This is a genomic window from Stenotrophomonas sp. X, from assembly GCF_055721025.1.
The window spans coordinates 1,804,388-1,823,793 of the sequence record NZ_CM146756.1; the positions used below are offsets into that span (position 1 = coordinate 1,804,388).

The 19,406-nt window shown below is 62.1% G+C and carries 16 protein-coding genes; 10 read left to right on the top strand and 6 right to left on the bottom strand.

What is annotated here, in order from left to right; all coding sequences use genetic code 11:
- Positions 1 to 311 precede the first annotated feature (311 nt).
- The 6 genes from ACZ75I_RS08345 to ACZ75I_RS08370 all read left to right on the top strand — a co-directional run bounded on the left by ACZ75I_RS08345 (position 312) and on the right by ACZ75I_RS08370 (position 10,407).
- A complete protein-coding gene (locus ACZ75I_RS08345; protein ID WP_472958950.1) occupies positions 312 to 2,144 on the top strand; it encodes a monovalent cation:proton antiporter-2 (CPA2) family protein in 1,833 nt (610 codons plus the stop codon).
- A 605-nt stretch (positions 2,145 to 2,749) separates the two neighbouring features.
- Positions 2,750 to 3,628: a bifunctional methylenetetrahydrofolate dehydrogenase/methenyltetrahydrofolate cyclohydrolase FolD gene (gene folD / locus ACZ75I_RS08350; RefSeq protein WP_180868502.1), complete on the top strand. Its 879-nt coding sequence runs from the start codon at positions 2,750 to 2,752 to the stop codon at positions 3,626 to 3,628.
- Positions 3,629 to 3,898: 270 nt separating this feature from the next.
- Positions 3,899 to 5,356: an IMP dehydrogenase gene (gene guaB / locus ACZ75I_RS08355; protein ID WP_005416248.1), complete on the top strand. Its 1,458-nt coding sequence runs from the start codon at positions 3,899 to 3,901 to the stop codon at positions 5,354 to 5,356.
- A gap of 107 nt (positions 5,357 to 5,463) precedes the next feature.
- Positions 5,464 to 5,940, top strand: coding sequence for a hypothetical protein (locus tag ACZ75I_RS08360; RefSeq protein ID WP_472959050.1), 477 nt, complete (start codon positions 5,464 to 5,466; stop codon positions 5,938 to 5,940).
- Positions 5,937 to 7,502, top strand: a complete 1,566-nt coding sequence (guaA, locus tag ACZ75I_RS08365) for a glutamine-hydrolyzing GMP synthase (RefSeq protein ID WP_005413109.1) — start codon at positions 5,937 to 5,939, stop codon at positions 7,500 to 7,502. The genes ACZ75I_RS08360 and guaA overlap by 4 nt, the downstream gene beginning before the upstream one ends.
- Before the next feature lie 409 nt (positions 7,503 to 7,911).
- Positions 7,912 to 10,407, top strand: coding sequence for a DEAD/DEAH box helicase family protein (locus ACZ75I_RS08370; RefSeq protein WP_472958951.1), 2,496 nt, complete (start codon positions 7,912 to 7,914; stop codon positions 10,405 to 10,407).
- Positions 10,408 to 10,763: 356 nt separating this feature from the next.
- Here the strand turns inward: ACZ75I_RS08370 and ACZ75I_RS08375 are convergent, their stop codons facing one another.
- The 4 genes from ACZ75I_RS08375 to ACZ75I_RS08390 all read right to left on the bottom strand — a co-directional run bounded on the left by ACZ75I_RS08375 (position 10,764) and on the right by ACZ75I_RS08390 (position 14,649).
- Positions 10,764 to 11,888 (bottom strand): helix-turn-helix domain-containing protein, encoded by a 1,125-nt coding sequence (locus ACZ75I_RS08375; protein ID WP_472958952.1) that lies wholly within the window; start codon positions 11,886 to 11,888, stop codon positions 10,764 to 10,766.
- Entirely contained in the window at positions 11,869 to 12,573 is a 705-nt protein-coding gene (locus tag ACZ75I_RS08380; RefSeq protein ID WP_154582349.1) for a hypothetical protein, read from the bottom strand. The genes ACZ75I_RS08375 and ACZ75I_RS08380 overlap by 20 nt, the downstream gene beginning before the upstream one ends.
- A gap of 257 nt (positions 12,574 to 12,830) precedes the next feature.
- A complete protein-coding gene (locus ACZ75I_RS08385) occupies positions 12,831 to 13,187 on the bottom strand; it encodes a hypothetical protein (protein ID WP_136639449.1) in 357 nt (118 codons plus the stop codon).
- Positions 13,188 to 13,716: 529 nt separating this feature from the next.
- Positions 13,717 to 14,649 carry a LysR family transcriptional regulator gene (locus tag ACZ75I_RS08390; protein WP_472958953.1) on the bottom strand — a complete coding sequence of 311 codons (933 nt, stop codon included), beginning with the start codon at positions 14,647 to 14,649 and terminating at the stop codon, positions 13,717 to 13,719.
- Between the two features lie 97 nt (positions 14,650 to 14,746).
- On the opposite strand from ACZ75I_RS08390, the gene ACZ75I_RS08395 reads away from it, so the two are divergent.
- The gene (locus ACZ75I_RS08395) at positions 14,747 to 15,574 is read left to right on the top strand and encodes a type 1 glutamine amidotransferase domain-containing protein (RefSeq protein WP_472958954.1); all 828 of its coding nucleotides are present in this window, start codon (positions 14,747 to 14,749) and stop codon (positions 15,572 to 15,574) included.
- 93 nt (positions 15,575 to 15,667) lie between these two features.
- On the opposite strand, the gene ACZ75I_RS08400 is transcribed toward ACZ75I_RS08395, so the two are convergent.
- A complete protein-coding gene (locus ACZ75I_RS08400; protein ID WP_472958955.1) occupies positions 15,668 to 16,243 on the bottom strand; it encodes a 5' nucleotidase, NT5C type in 576 nt (191 codons plus the stop codon).
- Between the two features lie 549 nt (positions 16,244 to 16,792).
- Here ACZ75I_RS08400 and ACZ75I_RS08405 point away from each other — a divergent pair.
- From ACZ75I_RS08405 to ACZ75I_RS08415, 3 genes are all read left to right on the top strand, one after another.
- The gene (locus tag ACZ75I_RS08405; RefSeq protein ID WP_472959051.1) at positions 16,793 to 17,524 is read left to right on the top strand and encodes a hypothetical protein; all 732 of its coding nucleotides are present in this window, start codon (positions 16,793 to 16,795) and stop codon (positions 17,522 to 17,524) included.
- Between the two features lie 78 nt (positions 17,525 to 17,602).
- Positions 17,603 to 18,082, top strand: coding sequence for a hypothetical protein (locus ACZ75I_RS08410; protein ID WP_472958956.1), 480 nt, complete (start codon positions 17,603 to 17,605; stop codon positions 18,080 to 18,082).
- An 83-nt stretch (positions 18,083 to 18,165) separates the two neighbouring features.
- Complete coding sequence (locus tag ACZ75I_RS08415; protein ID WP_472958957.1) at positions 18,166 to 18,948, top strand: 3-hydroxybutyrate dehydrogenase; 783 nt, start codon at positions 18,166 to 18,168, stop codon at positions 18,946 to 18,948.
- Here the strand turns inward: ACZ75I_RS08415 and ACZ75I_RS08420 are convergent.
- Positions 18,945 to 19,316, bottom strand: a complete 372-nt coding sequence (locus ACZ75I_RS08420; RefSeq protein ID WP_472958958.1) for a DUF4180 domain-containing protein — start codon at positions 19,314 to 19,316, stop codon at positions 18,945 to 18,947. The two genes, ACZ75I_RS08415 and ACZ75I_RS08420, sit on opposite strands and share 4 nt — an antisense overlap.
- Positions 19,317 to 19,406: the final 90 nt, after the last annotated feature.

Here is a 19,406-nt window from a genome sequence, read left to right on the forward strand (position 1 = left end):
ACGGGGCGCGGCGGCTGTGCGTCTTCCACGCGTGGCGTGGATCTACTGTGGAGCCGAGCCCATGCTCGGCTGCTTCTGGCCTCGGCACGAAGAGCAGCCGAGCGTAGGCTCGGCTCTACAGGTTGTGGTTTCGGATTGTGCCAACCAAGGTTGGCACCCACCGACGCACGTGCATGGTTTCGGGATGATGTTGGGGGTCACTCCCTGCATCGTTCCATCGCCAAGACAATCCGGCGCAACATGCGTGCTATTGCCGACATCGGCATTGCTCTATTGTTGAACCCGATTCTGGATCTTGGGGAAAACACCGCATGGCGGTAGAAGCAGCGACCAGCGAGCTGGTCAAGGTCGTCGCCCTGTTGGGCGCGGCGGTGGTGATGGTGCCTTTGTTCCGCCGGGCCGGCCTGGGCTCGGTGCTGGGCTACTTCGCCGCTGGCCTGGCGATCGGACCGTTCGGGCTGGGCTGGTTCTCCGACCCGCAGGCGATCCTGCATACCGCCGAACTCGGTGTGGTGATGTTCCTGTTCGTGATCGGCCTTGAAATGCGGCCCTCGCACCTGTGGAGCCTGCGTAAGGAGATCTTCGGGCTGGGCACGCTGCAGATCGTCACCTGTGCGCTGGTGCTGACCAGCATCGCCAAGCTGTTCGGCCTGCCGTGGCAGGTGGCCTTCATCGGCGCCACCGGCTTCGTGCTCACCTCCACTGCGGTGGTGATGCAGCTGCTGGCCGAGCGCGGTGACATCGCGCTGCCGTCGGGGCAGAAGATCGTCTCCATCCTGCTGTTCGAAGACCTGCTGATCGTCCCGTTGCTGGCGCTGGTGGCCTGGATGGCGCCGGGCGCGGGCAGTGCCGATGGCGAGGGTTCGCGCTGGCTGTCGGTGGCGATCGGCGTCGGTGCCATCGTCGGCCTGGTGCTGGTCGGCCGCTTCCTGCTCAACCCGTTGTTCCGCGTACTGGCCGAATCGAAGGCGCGCGAGGTGATGACCGCCGCCGCGCTGCTGGTGGTGCTGGGCGCGGCGCTGCTGATGCAGCTGTCCGGCCTGTCGATGGCGATGGGCGCGTTCCTGGCCGGCGTGCTGCTGAGCGAATCGACCTTCCGCCACCAGATCGAAGCGGACATCGAACCGTTCCGCGGCATCCTGCTCGGCTTGTTCTTCCTCAGCGTCGGCATGGCGCTGGACCTGGGCGTGGTGGCTGGCAATTGGCAGCTGATCCTCGGCCTGGTGCTGGCGTTGATGGCGGCCAAGGCGCTGTGCATCTACGTGGTCGCGCGCATCATGGGCAGCGACCACGCGCAGGCGCTGGACCGCGGCGTGCTGATGGCGCAGGGCGGCGAGTTCGCCTTCGTGCTGTTCTCCGCTGCCGCCTCAGCCGGCGTGATCAACCTGGAGATCAATGCCAACTTCACCGCCGTGGTGGTGCTGTCGATGGCGCTGACCCCGCTGGTAGTGCTGGTCTACAAGCGCATCGCACCGAAGCCGACGGTGAACATGGACGGCGTGGACGAGGCCGAGGGCCTGTCCGGCAGCGTGCTGCTGATCGGCTTCGGCCGCTTTGGCCAGGTTGCCAGCCAGTCGCTGCTGGCGCGCGACGTGGACGTGACCATCATCGACAACGATGTGGAGATGATCCAGAGCGCGGCGCGCTTCGGTTTCAAGATCTACTACGGCGACGGTACGCGACTGGACGTGCTGCATGCCTCGGGCGCGGCGACCGCGCGTGCGATTGCGGTGTGCGTGGACAAGGCCGAGGCCGCCGACCGCATCGTCGAACTGGTGTCGCACGAGTTCCCGCAGGCCAAGCTGATGGTGCGCTCGTTCGACCGCGAGCATTCGCTGCGGTTGATCCATGCCGGTGTCGATTTCCAGATCCGCGAGACGTTTGAATCGGCGGTGCTGTTTGGCCAGGCCGCGCTGGTGGAACTGGGTGCGGATGAGGATGACGCGGTGGAGATTGCCGAGCAGATCCGGCGCCGCGATGCCGAGCGTTTCGAGTTGGAAATTGCTGGTGGTGGTTTGAATGCCGGCGCGCGGATGATCTATGGCAACAGCCCGCAGGGCGTGCCGACGCCGACGCCGTTCACCGCGCCGAAGCGGGAGAGCAAGACACTGAACCCGCAGGATGTGCCGGAAGAGGAAGAGTAGAGCCGAGCCCATGCTCGGCTTGCTCTTCGGCCGGGTTGCGATAAAGCCGCGCTGCGCGCGTGAGCCGAGCGTTGGCTCGGCTCTACAAGGGCGGGTCGGACGGTTGTAGAGCCGAGCCCATGCTCGGCTGCTCTTCGGTCAGGTTGCGAAAAAGCCGCGCTGCGCGCGTGAGCCGAGCGTAGGCTTGGCTCTACAAGGGCGGGTCGGACGGTTGTAGAGCCGAGCCCATGCTCGGCTGCTCTTCGGTCAGGTTGCGAAAAAGCCGCGCTGCGCGCGTGAGCCGAGCGTAGGCTCGGCTCTACAAGGGCGGGTCGGACGGTTGTAGAGCCGAGCCCATGCTCGGCTGCTCTTCGGCCGGGTTGCGAAAAAGCCGCGCTGCGCGCGTGAGCCGAGCGTAGGCTCGGCTCTACAAGGGCGGGTCGGTCGGCTGCAGAGCCGAGCCCATGCTCGGCTGCTCTTCGGCCGGGTTGCGAAAAAGCCGCGCTGCGCGCGTGAGCCGAGCGTAGGCTCGGCTCTACAAGGGCGGGCGGATCGGTGCCGTGGCGGTGGGCGAGGGGGCCTGAATCAGGGACAATAGCGTCCCCGCCGTCCCACGCCTGCCCCCGATGACCGATTCTGCCCCCCAGCATCCTGCCCGCATCCTTGATGGCCGCCGCATCGCCGAGGACCTGCTCGACAGCCTGAAGGTGCGCGTCGACGCCCGCGTGGCCGCCGGCGGCAGCCGCCCGGGCCTGGCCGTGGTGCTGGTGGGGGGCGATCCGGCCTCGACCGTGTACGTGCGCAACAAGCGTCGTGCCGCCGAGAAGGTCGGCATCGAAGCACATGACTACGACTTGCCGGCCGGCACCACTGAAGCCGAGCTGCTCGAGCTGATCGACCAGCTCAATGCTGACCCGAAGATCCACGGCATCCTGATCCAGCTGCCGCTGCCGGGGATCCCCGACGCGCGCCGGCTGATCCAGCGCATCGACCCGCGCAAGGACGTGGACGGCTTCCACCCGGAAAACGTCGGCCACCTGGCCCTGCGCGAGTTCGGCCTGCGCCCGTGCACCCCGCGTGGCATCACCACGCTGCTGGGCCACACCGACCAGCCGGTGCGCGGCCGCAACGCCACCATCGTGGGCGTGAGCAACCATGTCGGCCGGCCGATGGGCCTGGAGCTGCTGATCGCCGGCTGCACCGTGACCAGCTGCCACAAGTTCACCCCCAAGGACGTGCTGGAACAGGCCGTGCGCAACGCCGACATCCTGGTGGTGGCGGTCGGTCGCCCGGGCATCGTGCCGGGAGAGTGGGTGAAGCCGGGCGCGGTGGTGATCGACGTCGGTATCAACCGGTTGGATGACGGCCGCCTGGTGGGCGACGTCGGGTTTGAGGCGGCCGCCCAGCGGGCCAGCTGGATCACCCCGGTGCCGGGTGGCGTGGGCCCGATGACCGTGGCTACGCTGATGCAGAACACCCTGGAAGCGGCGGAAGCGCTGAGCTGACCTTTTGGGGGTGGGAGCCGACCGTTGGTCGGCACAATGCCGGGGCAGGCCGAACCAAAGGCGTCGCCGGGCCTCGGGCCTCCTGTAGAGCCGAGCCCATGCTCGGCTCATCGCGGTCTGGCGGAAAGCAGCCGAGCGTGGGCTCGGCTCTACAGGTGAGCGGGTGCGACACTGTGTCGCGCGAAGTTCCAATTCTGGCTACCCAAAATGCTGTTCTTGGCCCCTGAAAAGGGGTAAAATGTCGCGCTTCCCCACATCTCGGGTATGCCGATGCTGCGCATCCAGGCTGAAGCACTCACTTATGACGACGTCTCGCTCGTCCCCGCCCACTCGACCATCCTGCCCAAGGACGTCAACCTCGAAACGCGGTTGACCCGAGACCTGAAGCTGAAGCTTCCGATCCTGTCTGCCGCGATGGACACCGTCACCGAAGCCCGCCTGGCCATCGCCATGGCCCAGCTCGGCGGCATGGGCATCATCCACAAGAATCTCAGCCTGGAACAGCAGGCCGCGGAAGTGGCCAAGGTCAAGAAGTTCGAGGCCGGTGTCATCCGCGACCCGATCACCGTCGGCCCGGAAACCACCATCCGCGACGTGCTGGCCCTGACCCAGGCGCACAACATCTCCGGCGTGCCGGTGGTGGGCAGCGACGGCCAGCTGGCCGGCATCGTGACCCACCGCGACATGCGCTTCGAGACCGAGCTGGACGATCCGGTCCGCCACATCATGACCAAGAAGGATCGCCTGATCACGGTCAAGGAAGGCGCCGCGTCTGACGAAGTGCTGCAGCTGCTGCACCGCAACCGCATCGAGAAGGTGCTGGTGGTCAATGATTCGTTCGAACTGCGTGGCCTGATCACCGTCAAGGACATCCAGAAGAACACCGACTTCCCGAACGCTGCCAAGGATCTGTCGACCCGCCTGCTGGTCGGCGCTGCCGTCGGCGTGGGTGGCGATACCGATCGCCGCGTGGAAGCGCTGGTCGCCGCCGGCGTGGACGTGATCGTGGTCGATACCGCGCACGGCCACTCGCAGGGCGTGCTGGACCGCGTCAGCTGGGTCAAGAAGAACTTCCCGAACGTGCAGGTCATCGGCGGCAACATCTGCACCGGCGAAGCGGCACTGGCGCTGCTGGACAGCGGCGCGGACGCAGTGAAGGTCGGCATCGGCCCGGGCTCGATCTGCACCACCCGCGTCGTCGCCGGCGTCGGCGTGCCGCAGGTCACCGCTATTGATCTGGTGGCCGAAGCCCTGCAGGACCGCATCCCGCTGATCGCCGACGGTGGCATCCGCTACTCGGGCGACATCGGCAAGGCGCTGGCCGCCGGTGCCTCGACCATCATGGTCGGTGGCCTGCTGGCTGGTACCGAGGAATCGCCGGGCGAGACCGAGCTGTACCAGGGCCGTTCGTACAAGAGCTACCGCGGCATGGGTTCGCTGGCTGCCATGGAAAAGGGGTCGAAGGACCGCTACTTCCAGGACGCCGCCACCGCCGACAAGCTGGTGCCGGAAGGCATCGAAGGCCGCGTGCCGTACCGCGGCCCGGTGGGCGGCATCATCCACCAGCTGATGGGCGGCCTGCGCGCCACCATGGGCTACGTGGGCTGCGCCACCATCGAAGACATGCGCAGCAAGCCCAAGTTCGTGAAGATCAGCGGCGCCGGCCAGCGTGAGAGCCACGTCCATGACGTGACCATCACCAAAGAGCCGCCGAACTACCGCGCCTGATGCGCTTGCGAACTGCTCTTGCGATCACGGGCAGCCTGCTGATGGCAGGCTGTTCGTTGTCCGAACCGCCGCCGCGCTCCGGGTCTCCGGGCGCGGCGGTTTCGCAATTGCAGGACGTGCAGGCGTGCCAGAACGCGTTTTCGCTGCCGGAGGGCTGGCAGATGCAGGCCGCTGGCGAACAGCGCTGGCTGCTGAAAGGCACCGGCGAGCGTCCGCTGCAGGTCACGCTGCAGTGCATAACCGAGCTGCTGCACGGGCCGGATGATCCGGTGCTGACGCCGGTACTGGGCGCGCTGGAGCCCGCACGGATGAGCGTGCAATGGGCGTCCTGGGGCGCTGCGGAGTCGGGCTTCTCGATGGCCGCGCTGCAACGGCGCATCGTGCCCGGCACCGAAGTGCAGGAAATCGCCGAGCTGCCGCGCGCCGACCGCGCCAACCCCAACGCACCGCACGGCCTGCTGATGCTGCGCTGGGACGAGGAAGACCCCTCACATATTCAACAACGCGAGGCGTTCATCGCCACGCTGACGCAGAGCCTAGAAGCGCCGGGCGCTGCGAAAAACACCACTGGAACGGCACCATGACCAACATCCATAACGACAAGATCCTCATCCTCGATTTCGGCGCGCAGTACACGCAGCTGATCGCCCGCCGCATCCGTGAGCTGGGCGTCTACTGCGAAATCTGGGCGTGGGACCACAACCCGGCCGAGATCGCCGCGTTCGGCGCCAAGGGCATCATCCTGTCCGGTGGCCCGGAATCGACCACGCTGCCGGGTGCACCGGCCGCGCCGCAGGAAGTGTTCGACAGCGGCCTGCCGATCTTCGGCATCTGCTACGGCATGCAGACCCTGGCCGCGCAGCTGGGCGGTGCCACCGAAGCGGCGGACCAGCGCGAGTTCGGCCACGCCGAAGTGAACGTGATCAACCCGGATGCACTGTTCAAGGGCCTGAGCGACCACGGCGGCGAGCCAAAGCTGAATGTCTGGATGAGCCACGGCGACCACGTCTCCGTTGCGCCACCGGGCTTCACCATCACCGCCACCACCGACCGCATTCCGGTGGCCGCCATGGCCAACGAAGAAAAGCGCTGGTACGGCGTGCAGTTCCACCCGGAAGTGACCCACACCCTGCAGGGCCAGGCGCTGCTGCGCCGCTTCGTGGTGGATGTGTGCGGCTGCCAGACCCTGTGGACCGCCGCCAACATCATCGACGACCAGATCGCCCGCGTGCGCGAACAGGTGGGCGATGACGAAGTGATCCTGGGCCTGTCCGGCGGCGTCGACTCGTCCGTGGTGGCTGCGCTGCTGCACAAGGCCATCGGCGAGAAGCTGACCTGCGTGTTCGTGGATACCGGCCTGCTGCGCTGGCAGGAAGGCGACCAGGTGATGGCGATGTTCGCCGAGCACATGGGCGTAAAGGTCGTTCGTGTGAACGCCGCCGACCGTTACTTCGCCGCGCTGGAAGGCGTGAGCGACCCGGAAGCCAAGCGCAAGATCATCGGCAACCTGTTCGTTGAGATCTTCGACGAAGAGTCGAACAAGCTGAAGAACGCCAAGTGGCTGGCGCAGGGCACCATCTACCCGGACGTGATCGAGTCGGCCGGCAGCAAGACCGGCAAGGCGCATGTGATCAAGAGCCACCACAACGTGGGCGGCCTGCCGGAACACATGAAGCTGGGCCTGGTGGAGCCGCTGCGCGAGCTGTTCAAGGACGAAGTGCGCCGCCTGGGCGTCGAGCTGGGCCTGCCGCGCACCATGGTCTACCGCCATCCGTTCCCGGGCCCGGGCCTGGGCGTGCGTATCCTGGGCGAAGTGAAGCGCGAATACGCCGAGCTGCTGGCCAAGGCCGATGCCATCTTCATCGATGAGCTGCGCAAGGCGGACCTGTACGACAAGACCAGCCAGGCGTTTGCCGTGTTCCTGCCGGTGAAGTCGGTGGGCGTGGTGGGTGATGCGCGCGCTTATGAGTGGGTGATTGCGCTGCGGGCGGTGGAGACGATTGATTTCATGACCGCGCATTGGGCGCATCTGCCGTATGAGTTCCTGGGGACGGTGAGCAACCGGATCATCAATGAGTTGCGGGGGGTGTCGCGGGTGGTTTATGACATTTCGGGGAAGCCGCCGGCTACTATTGAGTGGGAATGAGTTGAAAGAACGAGGGCGCCGAGAGGCGCCCTTTTTTGTCTCTCAGTAGACAAGATTTGGCCTTCCTCGCTTAATTGTAATGCTGGGGAGGGCGCGTACTCGACCTTATGATAAGGGTCGTTAGTTGCGGAGTGCGCTAACTTGGAAATATGAGGTGGCACTAGTCATTTGCTGATCGTCCGCCTCCCAGTGCAATCATTCACGCTTGTCGCCACTAAGTCGTGGGGCGATACAATAACGGGCAAGGCTCCTGGAGGATTTGCGGTGGTTTGGCTGCCTATGCGTTTAGGGAGGGCGACTTCCTTGGCAGCTGACATTGGCTTGTGGCATTCCTCAGGCTATCGTGTGGTGGGTTTGACTGAGATCTTTAAGGTAACTGGATCTTACGTTTTAACTATCAGGGGGTGTTATGGTTGACTTCTCTGTCTTAAATAGATCTCCAGCGAAAGGTAAATCAAAATCGCTAATTGAGACGTTCTCCAGGCTGGATCGGAAGGTATCTCATGTGGAGCTCAGGTCGTCTCAGGTGGAGCTCTTCAAGAAGATTGACGCAAGGATAGATGAGAGGGATCTTGTCCTAAAGCTAACCACGGGTGGCGGTAAGACTACGACCGGTCTCATCTATTTGAAGCAAAAAATGGATGATTACTGCGAGCCAGTTGTCTTTCTCGTACCCACTCTCCAGCTCGCTGAGCAGGTTATAGAGGAAGGAGAACGCATTGGCGTACCTGTCGTCAGCTGGCCGGCTAACGTAAGCTACCCGCCTGATGCGGCGGTTAAGTGCACGGCGGTCATGGTGTGCACTTATGACAAGTTTTTCAATGGGAAGTCAACGTTCGCCAGGTCTGATGTGCGATTAATACCTTGCGCGATCGTCCTTGATGACGTTCATGCAGGAATTGAGTCGCTTCGCAAGTCATTTAGTGCTGAGCTTTCTTCAGAATGTCGTGCCGAGCTGATCGAGCTTTTGGAGGATTCTCTGAAGATCCTCGAGCCCGCCAATTGGACGAGGATTGAGTATAATGACCCTGATGGGCTGTTAGAGGTTCCACACTGGATAATTTCGGAGAACGAAGCCTCCATTCGAGCGGTCCTTCAGAAGCATAGTTCCGAGTCGCCTCTCCTATTCGCGTGGCCATACTTGTCTAGGGAGGTTGGCCTTTCACGCATCGTGATTTCGGGAGAGGCAGCCGCAATTTCACTCGATCCCCCAGTCACCGGGTTTATTGATCACTATACGAAGGCAAAACATCGCCTTTTTATGTCCGCTTCTGTGCATGATGGCGCTTCTCTTATCCGAGAGCTCTCCTGTGATGCGAATGCGGCTGCAAATCCCATTGAAGTGGAAGGGGAGGTGCCTGTTGGTGAGAGAATGGTGCTGGTACCAACACTTATCGATCCAGAATTTGACAGAGAGGCGGTGTTGGAAGTGGCAAGGGCAATTCTGCGCGACGCTAATGTCGTGGTCCTTGTTTCGTCAGAAGCCGCTGCGAAATTCTGGACTGATGGCGGCGCAACGATGGGCCTCAGGGATGAGTTCAGCAGTTCTGTCGCTCGTCTTAAGGCGACTGCAAAAGGAACGTTTGTAGTTTTTGTAAACAGATACGACGGAATAGATCTGCCTGACTCTGCTTGCAGACTGCTTGTGATTGATGGTCTACCTTCTGGGGACAGTTTGATTGATCTCCTTGATGCAGAGAATGCTGGGGGGGTAGTTGGAATGCGTGGTAAAGTTGCTAACAGAGTCGAACAGGGTCTCGGGCGCGCGGTTCGTTCCAACTCAGATTACTGTGCGGTTATTCTCTCTGGAGCGGATTTGGCGACTTTCGTATCAAGGAAGGTCGTTCTAAATAGCTTCTCTCCTGCTACTGTCCGGCAGATTGACATTGGCAGGGAGATTTCTCAGGCTATCTCTCTTGAATCAGACAGGGCTGCTGGAGTTGTGTCGACGGTATCGCAGCTTCTATCAAGAAATGCCGAATGGAGAGGGTATTACGAGTCGCGAATGTCAAGTCGTGCAGAAACGGAGCATGAAATAGTTAGTGAAGCTCGGCTTCGCAGAGAAGTCGCGACGAGCGAAAGAAGAGCGGCTGATCTCGCAGCAGCGATGGATTACGCTGGTGGCGCGCAGGAGTTGAGAATTGCTGCGAATCTGCTGGGTGCTGATAAGTTTAGACGTGGAATTGTAAAGCAAGCTGCCTCGAAGCTTCTCTACAAGATAGATAAGACCGCTGCATTGGCTTTGCAGAGCTCTGTCTATGCTGACAACTGTAACCTGTCGCGTCCTCCAGTGATGCCGACGGTCGCAGTCCGTAGAATTTCTAGTCAGGCTGAGAGGTTGTCTGAGTGGCTGAAGGGCTTTGCCGACAGGAATGGTGCGGTGGTCTTTTTAGATGCTCTGCGGGAGTCGGTGAAGTACAGCAATAGTCCCGGAATTGTGGAGGCCGCAATGCAGGAGCTCGGTGTATGTCTTGGGGCGGACTCATCTCGGCCTGATAAGGAGTATGGGCGTGGCCCAGACAATCTCTGGATTTTCGGTGACAGGGCTATTTGCTTGGAGATGAAAAGTGATAAAACATCCAAGCTTTGGAAAGATGACGCTGGTCAGATTGTGCTCAGTGAGTCATGGGTTCGAGAGCATAATCCAGGTCTGGCGGAAATCTATCCGCTGATTGGGAGTGATATTGCGACCGCTGACAGGGCTGAGGATTTTCCGGAGCGCGTGCGAGTACTTGATCTTGATGCAGTACTTTCCATCATTTCGAAACTTAGGGGCCTCGTGGTCACGGTCGTGGGCCAAGGGCCACTCTTTCTTGGGGAGGCCGCAAACATACAAGGTCTGCTAGGTAGCCATGAGCTCCTTCCTCAGCAGATTGTGCAACTGGGACTCAAGATTCGTCGATAAGGCGAACTTTCCACACTGGCAGGGAGCGCATTGGACAATGCGCTCCCTGCCTCAACTCCTGTAGCTAGCGTAAGCCACACAACCTGTGAGTTTGCAAGTCGGCTTCTCTCGACAGCAGGCGATCAGTGTGGAGATCCTGGGTTCAAAAAACTCCTAGTTTGCACCGTACCGCAACAGCCTGCTCAGCCGCTGTGCCTAGAGGGCAGCTCAGATTTACTTGGCGGCAAGGACGGTTCCTGAAACACGGTGATTGAATCCTTTGGGTGACGGGCGCTCTTCGAGCAGTCAGACTGATTCTTGATTAACCTGTGCAATTCTGGCGCTTGCTGAGTTAACCCGGAAGGCAGCAGAGGAAGTCAATGTACGACCCCAAAGGCAGGTCTTCTTGACTCCAATTCTTCGTTGGGGCGCGTCACGATCTGTTTGAGGAAATCGGGAGAGATTAAAAGAGCTTGGGCCAGATCCGCGAAGCTAATCCCATGAGCATTTCGCAATACGTCCAGCGACTTGGGGATGAGTTCACTGAGTTCGTTCGCGACCAGCCCATCCTCCGCCTCTTCAATTGCTTCCCCCCGGTTTTTCAAGGTGATGATCGCACTGCGATACTGATTTTCGTCGATAAGATCCAAGGAACGAGCACGGTAAAGGATCGCAGCCTTGCTCGTACCAAAGGTCAGCTTAAGTTGCCGGATGCCAGCCCAGTCCAAGCGTGTTCCCTTTCTGGGAAAGGCTTTTGCAAAAGTCGATCTAGGCAGAAGGAATGCAGACGCAAAGCGATTTGCCTCTGCTTCAGTCTTTCGGTCGCCGGTCACCTGCCCCTCATGGAGAATCAAGTGGCCTAGCTCGTGAGCAATGTCAAATCGCTGCCTGAAGGGGCTCTTCTTCGCATCGTTTCGAACGATGATCGGCCGCCTCGAGGCAATCGAAAGAGCATCCACCTGCGCGGAGGCTTCATTGAAGAATGCAACAACGATCCCAGCGCGCTCGACTACCCGAACCATGTGAGCAATCGGACCGAGTCCGAGCCCCCAATGCATCCGTGTGAGTTCGGCAGCGCGTTCAATCTGCTCGGCGCTCCTGCTGTCCGAATGGTCGGGGATGTTCACCTCTGGAAGCCGAACCCGTTTGGTGATGAAGTCAACGACCTGGCCAAAAATGGTTCCTCTGGCCAGCACCATTTGGCGCGTACTTGCCTTGGTGGCGGCAAGCTTGCGGAAGTGGGCTTGCTCCTCGTGGACTTGGTGGCGCTCGCTGCGAAACAAGAACTCTGGATGTACTTCGACGGCGTTGGCCAAGGCTTGGACGATGGCGTCGGATCGGCCTGGCTTGGCTTTTCCAGTTTCCAACTGAGAGACAAACTGTCGGGTGGTGGATATCGCGTCTGCGATCTCCTGCAATGTCATGCCCCAGAAGTGTCGAGCAGTACGCAATTGAGCGCCATTGAACTCAGGTTGCTGGCGATTAGGAAACAGGGCGTTCATTCAAATTGGTTCGAGCAGGCACTTCTGGGAGCAGTTCATAATTGGCCGAGTCATGCTCGGCGTCCAGTTGGTCTTCCATCGGATCGTAGATGGCATCCAGGTCAATGGGAGCCAGCTCGGTAGCACGAGGGATGTCGGCATCGGTGGAATGGAAAGCACGAACCGATTCAGTGAACTGCCATTTGGCTAGGATGTTCCCATAGCCGTCATAGCCTACGAAAAAGACCTTGCTCTCATCATCTTCGGATTTGGAGCGCTCCACGATGAAGCGCCACAATGTGGGCATCCCGGATACGGTGAAACCTTCGCCGGCAAATGAACTCTGGCTCATTTCGGATAGCTGGATTGCTTCAGCTTCGGTCGGACTCAAGATTCGTCGTTTCGACGGCTTGCTGTGATCTGCGATGATGAAGAAGCGCACAGGCACAGACCCCACGCCCACAATGAGATCGTTGCCGGTGTGGCGAATGGTTAACCAGTCATGGGTGCGAGAGCCGGCCAAGCGAAGTAGCGCGTTCTTGATCCAGCCCCAAGAGAGAACGGCACGGGTCCAAGCGCAGTCCAACTCAGTGCTGGTAGCTTCTGCGGCCTTCGCCAGAACTTCAAGCATGAGGCCGGCCACCACTTCTAAGCGTGAGTCGGACAGATCAGGCGAAGCGGCGCTGGGGCTTGTCGGATCACTCATTTAAATGTTCCATCTGGATGATTTGTAATTGCAAGTATGTTCCATTGCGGGTGTTTGTCAACCCTGTTTGGGCGGCGTCAGCCTTGAGGGCTGAGCAGCGTGCGACGTGCTTTGCGCCTGTGCGGGCAGGGCGCGGCCGGAGAAGGTCGAAAGTTGTTACCGGAATAGGGAGAAGGGACTGATCGGCGGGAGTTTTGGGGTGTATTTGGGCGATGAGGCTGGGGGTATTGCGAGGTTGCTGGTGAACTTTGAGTTCGTCACTCCGGCCGAACCTCCCGACAAGCCCACTCAACCAATCCCCGGCAAGCCAGAAACAACCCATCCACCACCCCTTCATCCAAATGCCGCTCCGGGTCAGCAGCTACCCGGCAGCGATCCGCGGCGTGCAGTAGCTCCAGCACCGTCAGCGCGCCCACCATCGCGCGCTCACTCCTGGCCAGGCTCACGCGGCGGCCGGGTGACACGTCGTTCTCCGGCCATGGGTGACCATCCGCCCCCTCGCAGCCACGCATGCGCTTGAGGATGCCGAGCAGGGAGTTCAGGTCGGGCAGGGGAGTGTCGTCGTTGATGGGTTCAACAACGGTGTATGAGGAGAAGGTGTCGGATTCGTTCATGGCGTCGGCTTCCGTGGCTGTGCTTAACAGCGCCACCGCGAAGAGGTGGCGGACGGTGCGGGTTCCAAACCGGGACAGACAGTTGTCAATAACCGGCGGGTCCGAAGACCCCCACGCACCGCCCGCCATAAAGGCCGACGGATTGCCCGCCGGCACCGGTTAATGACGGTGCCGACGGGCAAGCGTAAACAACTATCTGTCTCGGGTTTGGACGCCCGCTGCCACCCGTTGTCGGTGGCGCGCCATGGTGTTTACGCCGCCGCTTCGAATACCAATAGAAATTCGCGAAGGAATCGCGGAATCCGAGAGCGAAGAACTATTGTTGCACGCACCATTCGTGCAGCACGCGACGCCAGGAGACGCATTCGCGCAGCCGCTCTGTTGATAGCGAACCAAACTGGCGCAATCGCCCACGCCACAAGCGAACTGCGCGACAGCCTTCTTTGCAACAGTTCTTAGTCCGCCTCGCTAAGCAACGGCGCCTGAGCAGCGGCACAGCCCGAAAATCGGTTCAAACCCGACACCACCATCAAGCCTTGCAGCTTCGACCTGTGCCATCCTCAGCCGCATTCCCCACCAGCAACTCAATCATCGCCCTTGCCGCCGCAGACTGCCGCCGATGCGGCGCATAGATCACCGAGAACGGCCGCGACCGCCCACGCAACTGCGGCAGCACTTCCACCAGTTGCCCACGCTGCAACCGCTCGCGCACGATGAATTCATAGCTCTGGCAGATGCCGATGCCCTGTTCCGCCAGCGACACCACGCCCAGCACATCGTCGGAGGTCTCGATGGACGAGCGCGGCAGCCAGTCCACATCGCGCCCGCCGTCGCGGAAGATCCACGGCGCCAGCCGCCCGGTACGCGGCATCACAAAGGGCAGGCACAGGTGCTGCTGCAGGTCGTCCAGCGTCTGCGGCGTGCCGCAGCGTTGCAGGTAGTCCGGCGCGGCCACCAGCAGCAGCGGTGCGTCTTCCAGCTTTCGCCCCACCAGCCCGCTGTCCGGCAGCTGGCCCAGGCGGATGGCCAGGTCGAAGCCTTCGGCCACCAGGTCCACGTTGCGGTTGGTGATGTTCAGTTCCACCTGCACCTGCGGGTACTGCTGCGCAAAGCGCGCCAGCACGGGCGGCAGCCGGTAGTGGCCATAGGTGGTGGGCACGCTCAGGCGCACGCGTCCGGCCAGCGCACCGTCCTGGGCCAGTACGTCGCGCTCGGCGTCGTCCAGCAGGCTGAAGGCGGTGCGCACCTGTTCCAGATAGAGCCGCCCGGCGTCGGTCAGGCCCACGCGGCGGGTGGTCCGCTGCAGCAGCTGTCGGCCCAGCCGCGCTTCCAGACGGGTGACCGCGCGGCTCAGCACCGACGGCGTGGTGGACAGCGCGACCGCGCCGGCCGTGAACGAGCCGTGCTCGACCACCGCCAGGAACACCTCCACATCGCCCAGGTAGTCGAACTTGCGGCTCATTTGGCTCTCCGGCGAACAGATGTTTTGCGATGGGGCCAATTTATCGCCGCTGGGGCGATGAATAAAGTGGCCGTCATTCCCTAATAGGAGCTACCCCATGAACCTGATGACCCGGCTGGCCGCAGCGCTGGCCCTGACCCTGGCCGCCAGCGGCGCGCAGGCCGCCAATGTGCTGGTGGTGCTGTCCGACGAAAACCACCTGGACCTGAAGGACGGCAAGGTGCTGTCCACCGGCTTCTATCTCAACGAGCTCATGCAGCCGGTCAAGCTGCTGCTGGACGCGGGCCACGAGGTGACCTTCGCCACGCCGCAGGGGCGGGCGCCGACGGTGGATGCGTCCTCGGTGACGCCAGCGTACTTCGGCAACGATGCCGCGCAGCTGACGCTGCACAAGAATCTGCTGGAGAAACTGGCGCTGACCTCGCCGGTGGTCAGCCTGGCGCGCGTTGAGCAACAGGGCTACGCGCGTTTCGATGCGGTCTACATTCCCGGTGGCCACGCGCCGATGCAGGACCTGCTGAAGAGCCCGGCGCTGGGCCGGCTGCTGGCCGACTTCCACCAGCGCAACAAGACCACCGCGCTGGTCTGCCACGGGCCGATCGCGCTGCTGTCCACGCTGCCGGATGCGGGTGGTTTCGTGGCGAAGCTGGAGGCCGGGGCGATGCCGGCCACGCCGAAGTGGATCTACAGCGGCTACCGGATGACGGTGATCAGCAACCAGGAAGAAGAGCAGGCCAAGCCGCTGCTGGGCGGCGGTGAGATGAAGTTCTACCCACAGACGGCGTTGCAGCGGGCGGGTGCGACGTTCAGCAGCAACACCACGCCGTGGACCGGGCATGTGGTGGTGGACCGCGAGCTGATTACCGGGCAGAACCCGGCCTCGGCGTTGGAGGTGGGGCAGCGGTTGGTGGAGCGGTTGAAGTAGGGCGGGGCTGCACAGCACGTTGCCAGCCTTGGGGCCGAGGGGCCAGCGCCTCGGCCTGTCTGTGGAAGCGCCAGTCGGTCGGCAGAGAGGGCATCAGCCCTTCGCGAGCGCAGCTCCTGACAGATCTTCAATCTGGGAAAGCGCGTGACGCGTCGCGGTCCAATCGCCGGCGTGCCTGATCGCCACGCCTCCGGCCGCTGTCCAGGCATCACAGTTCGTTTCGAAATCGTCGATCAGAACATCGCCTGGCTGGTGCATGAAAAGAGGCTTGTGCCTGCCGCCGAGCACAGGCAACACCAGGCAGGTTGCTGACAGGTGCTCGCGGACCCACTGCCGCTTCTGCATGGCAGCGAGTGGATAGTTCGATTTCGGGCAGGCCGTGAGAATCACCGGGTTCAAGTGGTGGATGCTGTGGAAGAACTCCACTGCACCTTGCATCGGCGGAAGGTCGCGGAAGAATGACGGGTGGTTGTTGATGTGGCCCCACATTTCATCGTCGGCGAGCACGCGGTGGTCCAGGCCAAACAGGGCGGGAAATGCCGCGTCGAAGTCGGCCATTACGCCATCAAGATCTACGTAGATGGTGCGTCTGGATGCACTTGATCCACGTGTGTGCTTGTTCACGAGCGGGTCCATCATCGGTATTGACTTCACATCATCAGCGTTCATTTACGCGCTCTCCTCTCAAGAGTGGGCTTTCTTCTTCATCGGTTCCCCAGTAGCGGGGCAAAGTGCTTGGCGATTGCGACAGACATGGCGGCAATCGCGATGCCGACTGCGCCGGCATGGCTGAAGGGGCTGGCGACCCACGAATGCCGTAATCGGCATGCTGGAAATGCGGCTTATGTCGCGGCGCTTCTTCAAAGGCCTGCCGGGTGGCTGACCTGGCCCCTGGCCAAGACGCACGGCCCGCAGCGGCTGGCTCATTTCGCCAACCAAGGAGCAATCTGGTGCGCTGGTGGTTGGATAATCCCCAAGCGCTACGGAAAGGCCGAACGGGGATGTACCTGTTGCGCTCGTTCCAGACTGATCCAGGAACGTCACTGAACATGGATGTCCAGGCGCACTCAATATATCACGCCGACCAGCGCCAGCGGCTTGAACCCGCTCGATCTCCAGCAGTTTGATTGGGCATGGCAAGCCCGGCATGGCACCATGACGGGCTGGCCTCGTCCCTCCGGGCGGGGCCGTTTTCCCAGGGAAGCCCTCGAACACGACATGCGAACGTCCTTCTTCATTCTCTCCGCCCTGTGCCTTGGCTTGCTTTCCGGCTGTGCCAGTGGCCCGGAGGAGCACGCTTCTAGCCGCGAGATCACCAGTGCGTTCGTCGCCGACGACGGCCAGCTGTACCTGTTGCCGCGCTATGACGAGCCGATGCGCTTCAATGCCGCGCCGTTCCGCGAGTACCGTGCGCTGATGGACAGCCCGCTGCGCGAGGCGGTGGTCTGCGCGCAGATGTACTTCCATGAAGACTGGCGCGACCCGGCCAACAAGGCCAAGGTGCATGGCAGCTATGCGCTGCTGCTGCGGCCGGAGCAGGTGACGGCGGAGCAGGCCGCGCAGTTCAAGCTGGAGCGGATTGAGGTCACCCCGCGTGAGGCCAAGGCCGTGGAGGAGCGGGCGCGCTACTACCTGCCGATGGACCGGACCCGATATGCGCTGGCGTTTGATCGCGCCTGCAATCTTTCAAGGAAGGGCGGCAGCTATTACAGCGCGCTGTTCGAGGGCGACGGCGAGCGGGTGAAGTTGCCGGATGCTGCGGCGCTGGCGGAGAAGGGAAAGCTGGCACAGCCGATCAATGCACGGGCGCAGCGGATCCTGCCGGAGCGGGAGGACAAGCCGGGTGTGGGTTCGGCGGCGGGCAAGGTGCTGGGGGCGGCGCTGATCCCTGTGGCGGTTCCGGTGTTTGTGTTGAGCCTGCCGTTCCTGGGGCCGGATCATTGGAAGTGATGGGGCGCTGAGGGAGAGCATCCACGCATGGCGTGGATCTACTTGGGCATCGCCTGAACGTTCATCCTGGAGATCTGTGTGCCCAGCACGCTGGAAACTGTTTTGAAGACCGTAGGTTTCATTCTCCTCGCGGCACTTCCGTTGGTGATCCTCTGGTTCACCCTTCGGCGAATGTCGGCAACTGCTCGCTCGTCCGTGAAATCGGGGCTGCGTTTGGATCCTCCTCGCCGGATCTCCGGCAGGTCCATGACCTTGGTGATGGTGGATGGCAAAGAGGATCGCGAGCACTACTTCTTCGATGCGGCGTCCTTTTACCTGCAGCGTGGGCCGGTGCCCACGGCGGTTCCGCTTTCGCAGATCACTTCAGTCACACGAACGTCCGACAGGATCTACGGGCGCTATGTCTGGCAGGTGTGCTTCAGCAAAGCATCGGGCAGAAAGTGTGTGACGTTCACCAACAACCTGACGCTGTTCAATCGGGATTTCCTGCTGTTCCTGGAGGCGGTACGGAAGGCCAGCCCGCTGGCGACCGTTGATCGGGCGGGCATCCGCTTCTAATGGTGGGCTGAGATAGGTCGTCAGTTAAAGAGGGTTGGCTCGTGTAGGTACACTGGCGGCCCACCCCCAATGGAAGCTCGCCCATGTTCTCTGGAAAGGTTGCGGTGGTCACCGGCTCCACCAGCGGTATTGGCCTTGGCATTGCCACGGCGCTGGCGCGGAAGGGCGCCGATATCGTGCTGAATGGCTTCGGCGATGCGGCGGAGATCGAACGCATCCGTTCCAAACTGGAAGCCGAGTTCGGTGTACGGATGGCGCACGATGGCGCGGACCTTTCCCGGGGCGAGGCGGTGCGCGCGATGATCGACCGCGTCGTGACGACGATGGGCCGCATCGACATCCTGGTGAATAATGCTGGCATCCAGTACACCGCGTCGATCGAGGAATTCCCGGTCGACAAGTGGGATGCGATCCTGGCGCTGAACCTGTCGGCGGTGTTCCATGCAACGGCGGCGGCGTTGCCGCACATGAAGCAGCAGGGCGCCGGTCGCATCATCAACATCGCGTCGGTGCACGGCCTGGTTGGCTCGGTGAACAAGTCGGCCTATGTGGCGGCCAAGCATGGCGTGGTGGGCTTCACCAAGGTGACCGCGCTGGAGAATGCGGGCACCGGCATCACCGCCAATGCCATCTGCCCGGGCTGGGTGCGGACCGCGCTGGTCGAGCAGCAGATCACCGCGTTGGCGGAGAAGGACGGCACGGATCAGGAGGCCGCTGCCCGCGCGCTGTTGGCCGAGAAGCAGCCTTCGCTGCAGTTCGTGACGCCCGATCAGCTGGGCGGGATGGTGGTGTTCCTGGCCTCGGATGCCGCTGCCCAGATCACCGGCACGGCGCTGCCGGTGGACGGGGGCTGGACGGCGCGCTAGCTGGCCGACACGGGAAGACGTGCCAGCAGGGCATCCCAATCGGCGACAAAGCAGCCGTCGCGGCCGCGGTTGCACTCGGTGATCCATGCATCCAGCGACGCGCTTTGTGCGCGGTAGGCGCTGACGTCGCCCAGTACGGCGAAGCGCAGGCGGTAGTTCATCAGCATCTGCAGCCATTGCCCGGCCATGCCGGAGCGCAGCTCGAAGAAGTCCGCCGAAAGGCGTTGCACCGGCACGGCGATCCACTCGGCCTGGTGCCCGAGGGCATCGCCGACCAGGTTGCGTAGGGCGCCGGCATCGAGCATCGGGCCTTGCGGCTCCACGCGCAGGATGCGGGTGGTGCCGATGTGTTCCAAGTGAGGGTGCATGGCGTTCTGAAGTCCGTATCGTCCTTCCAGTATGGCTATGGCAGAAGGCGACGGCGAGCGGGTGCAGCATGAATCTGGCGAACGAACGCG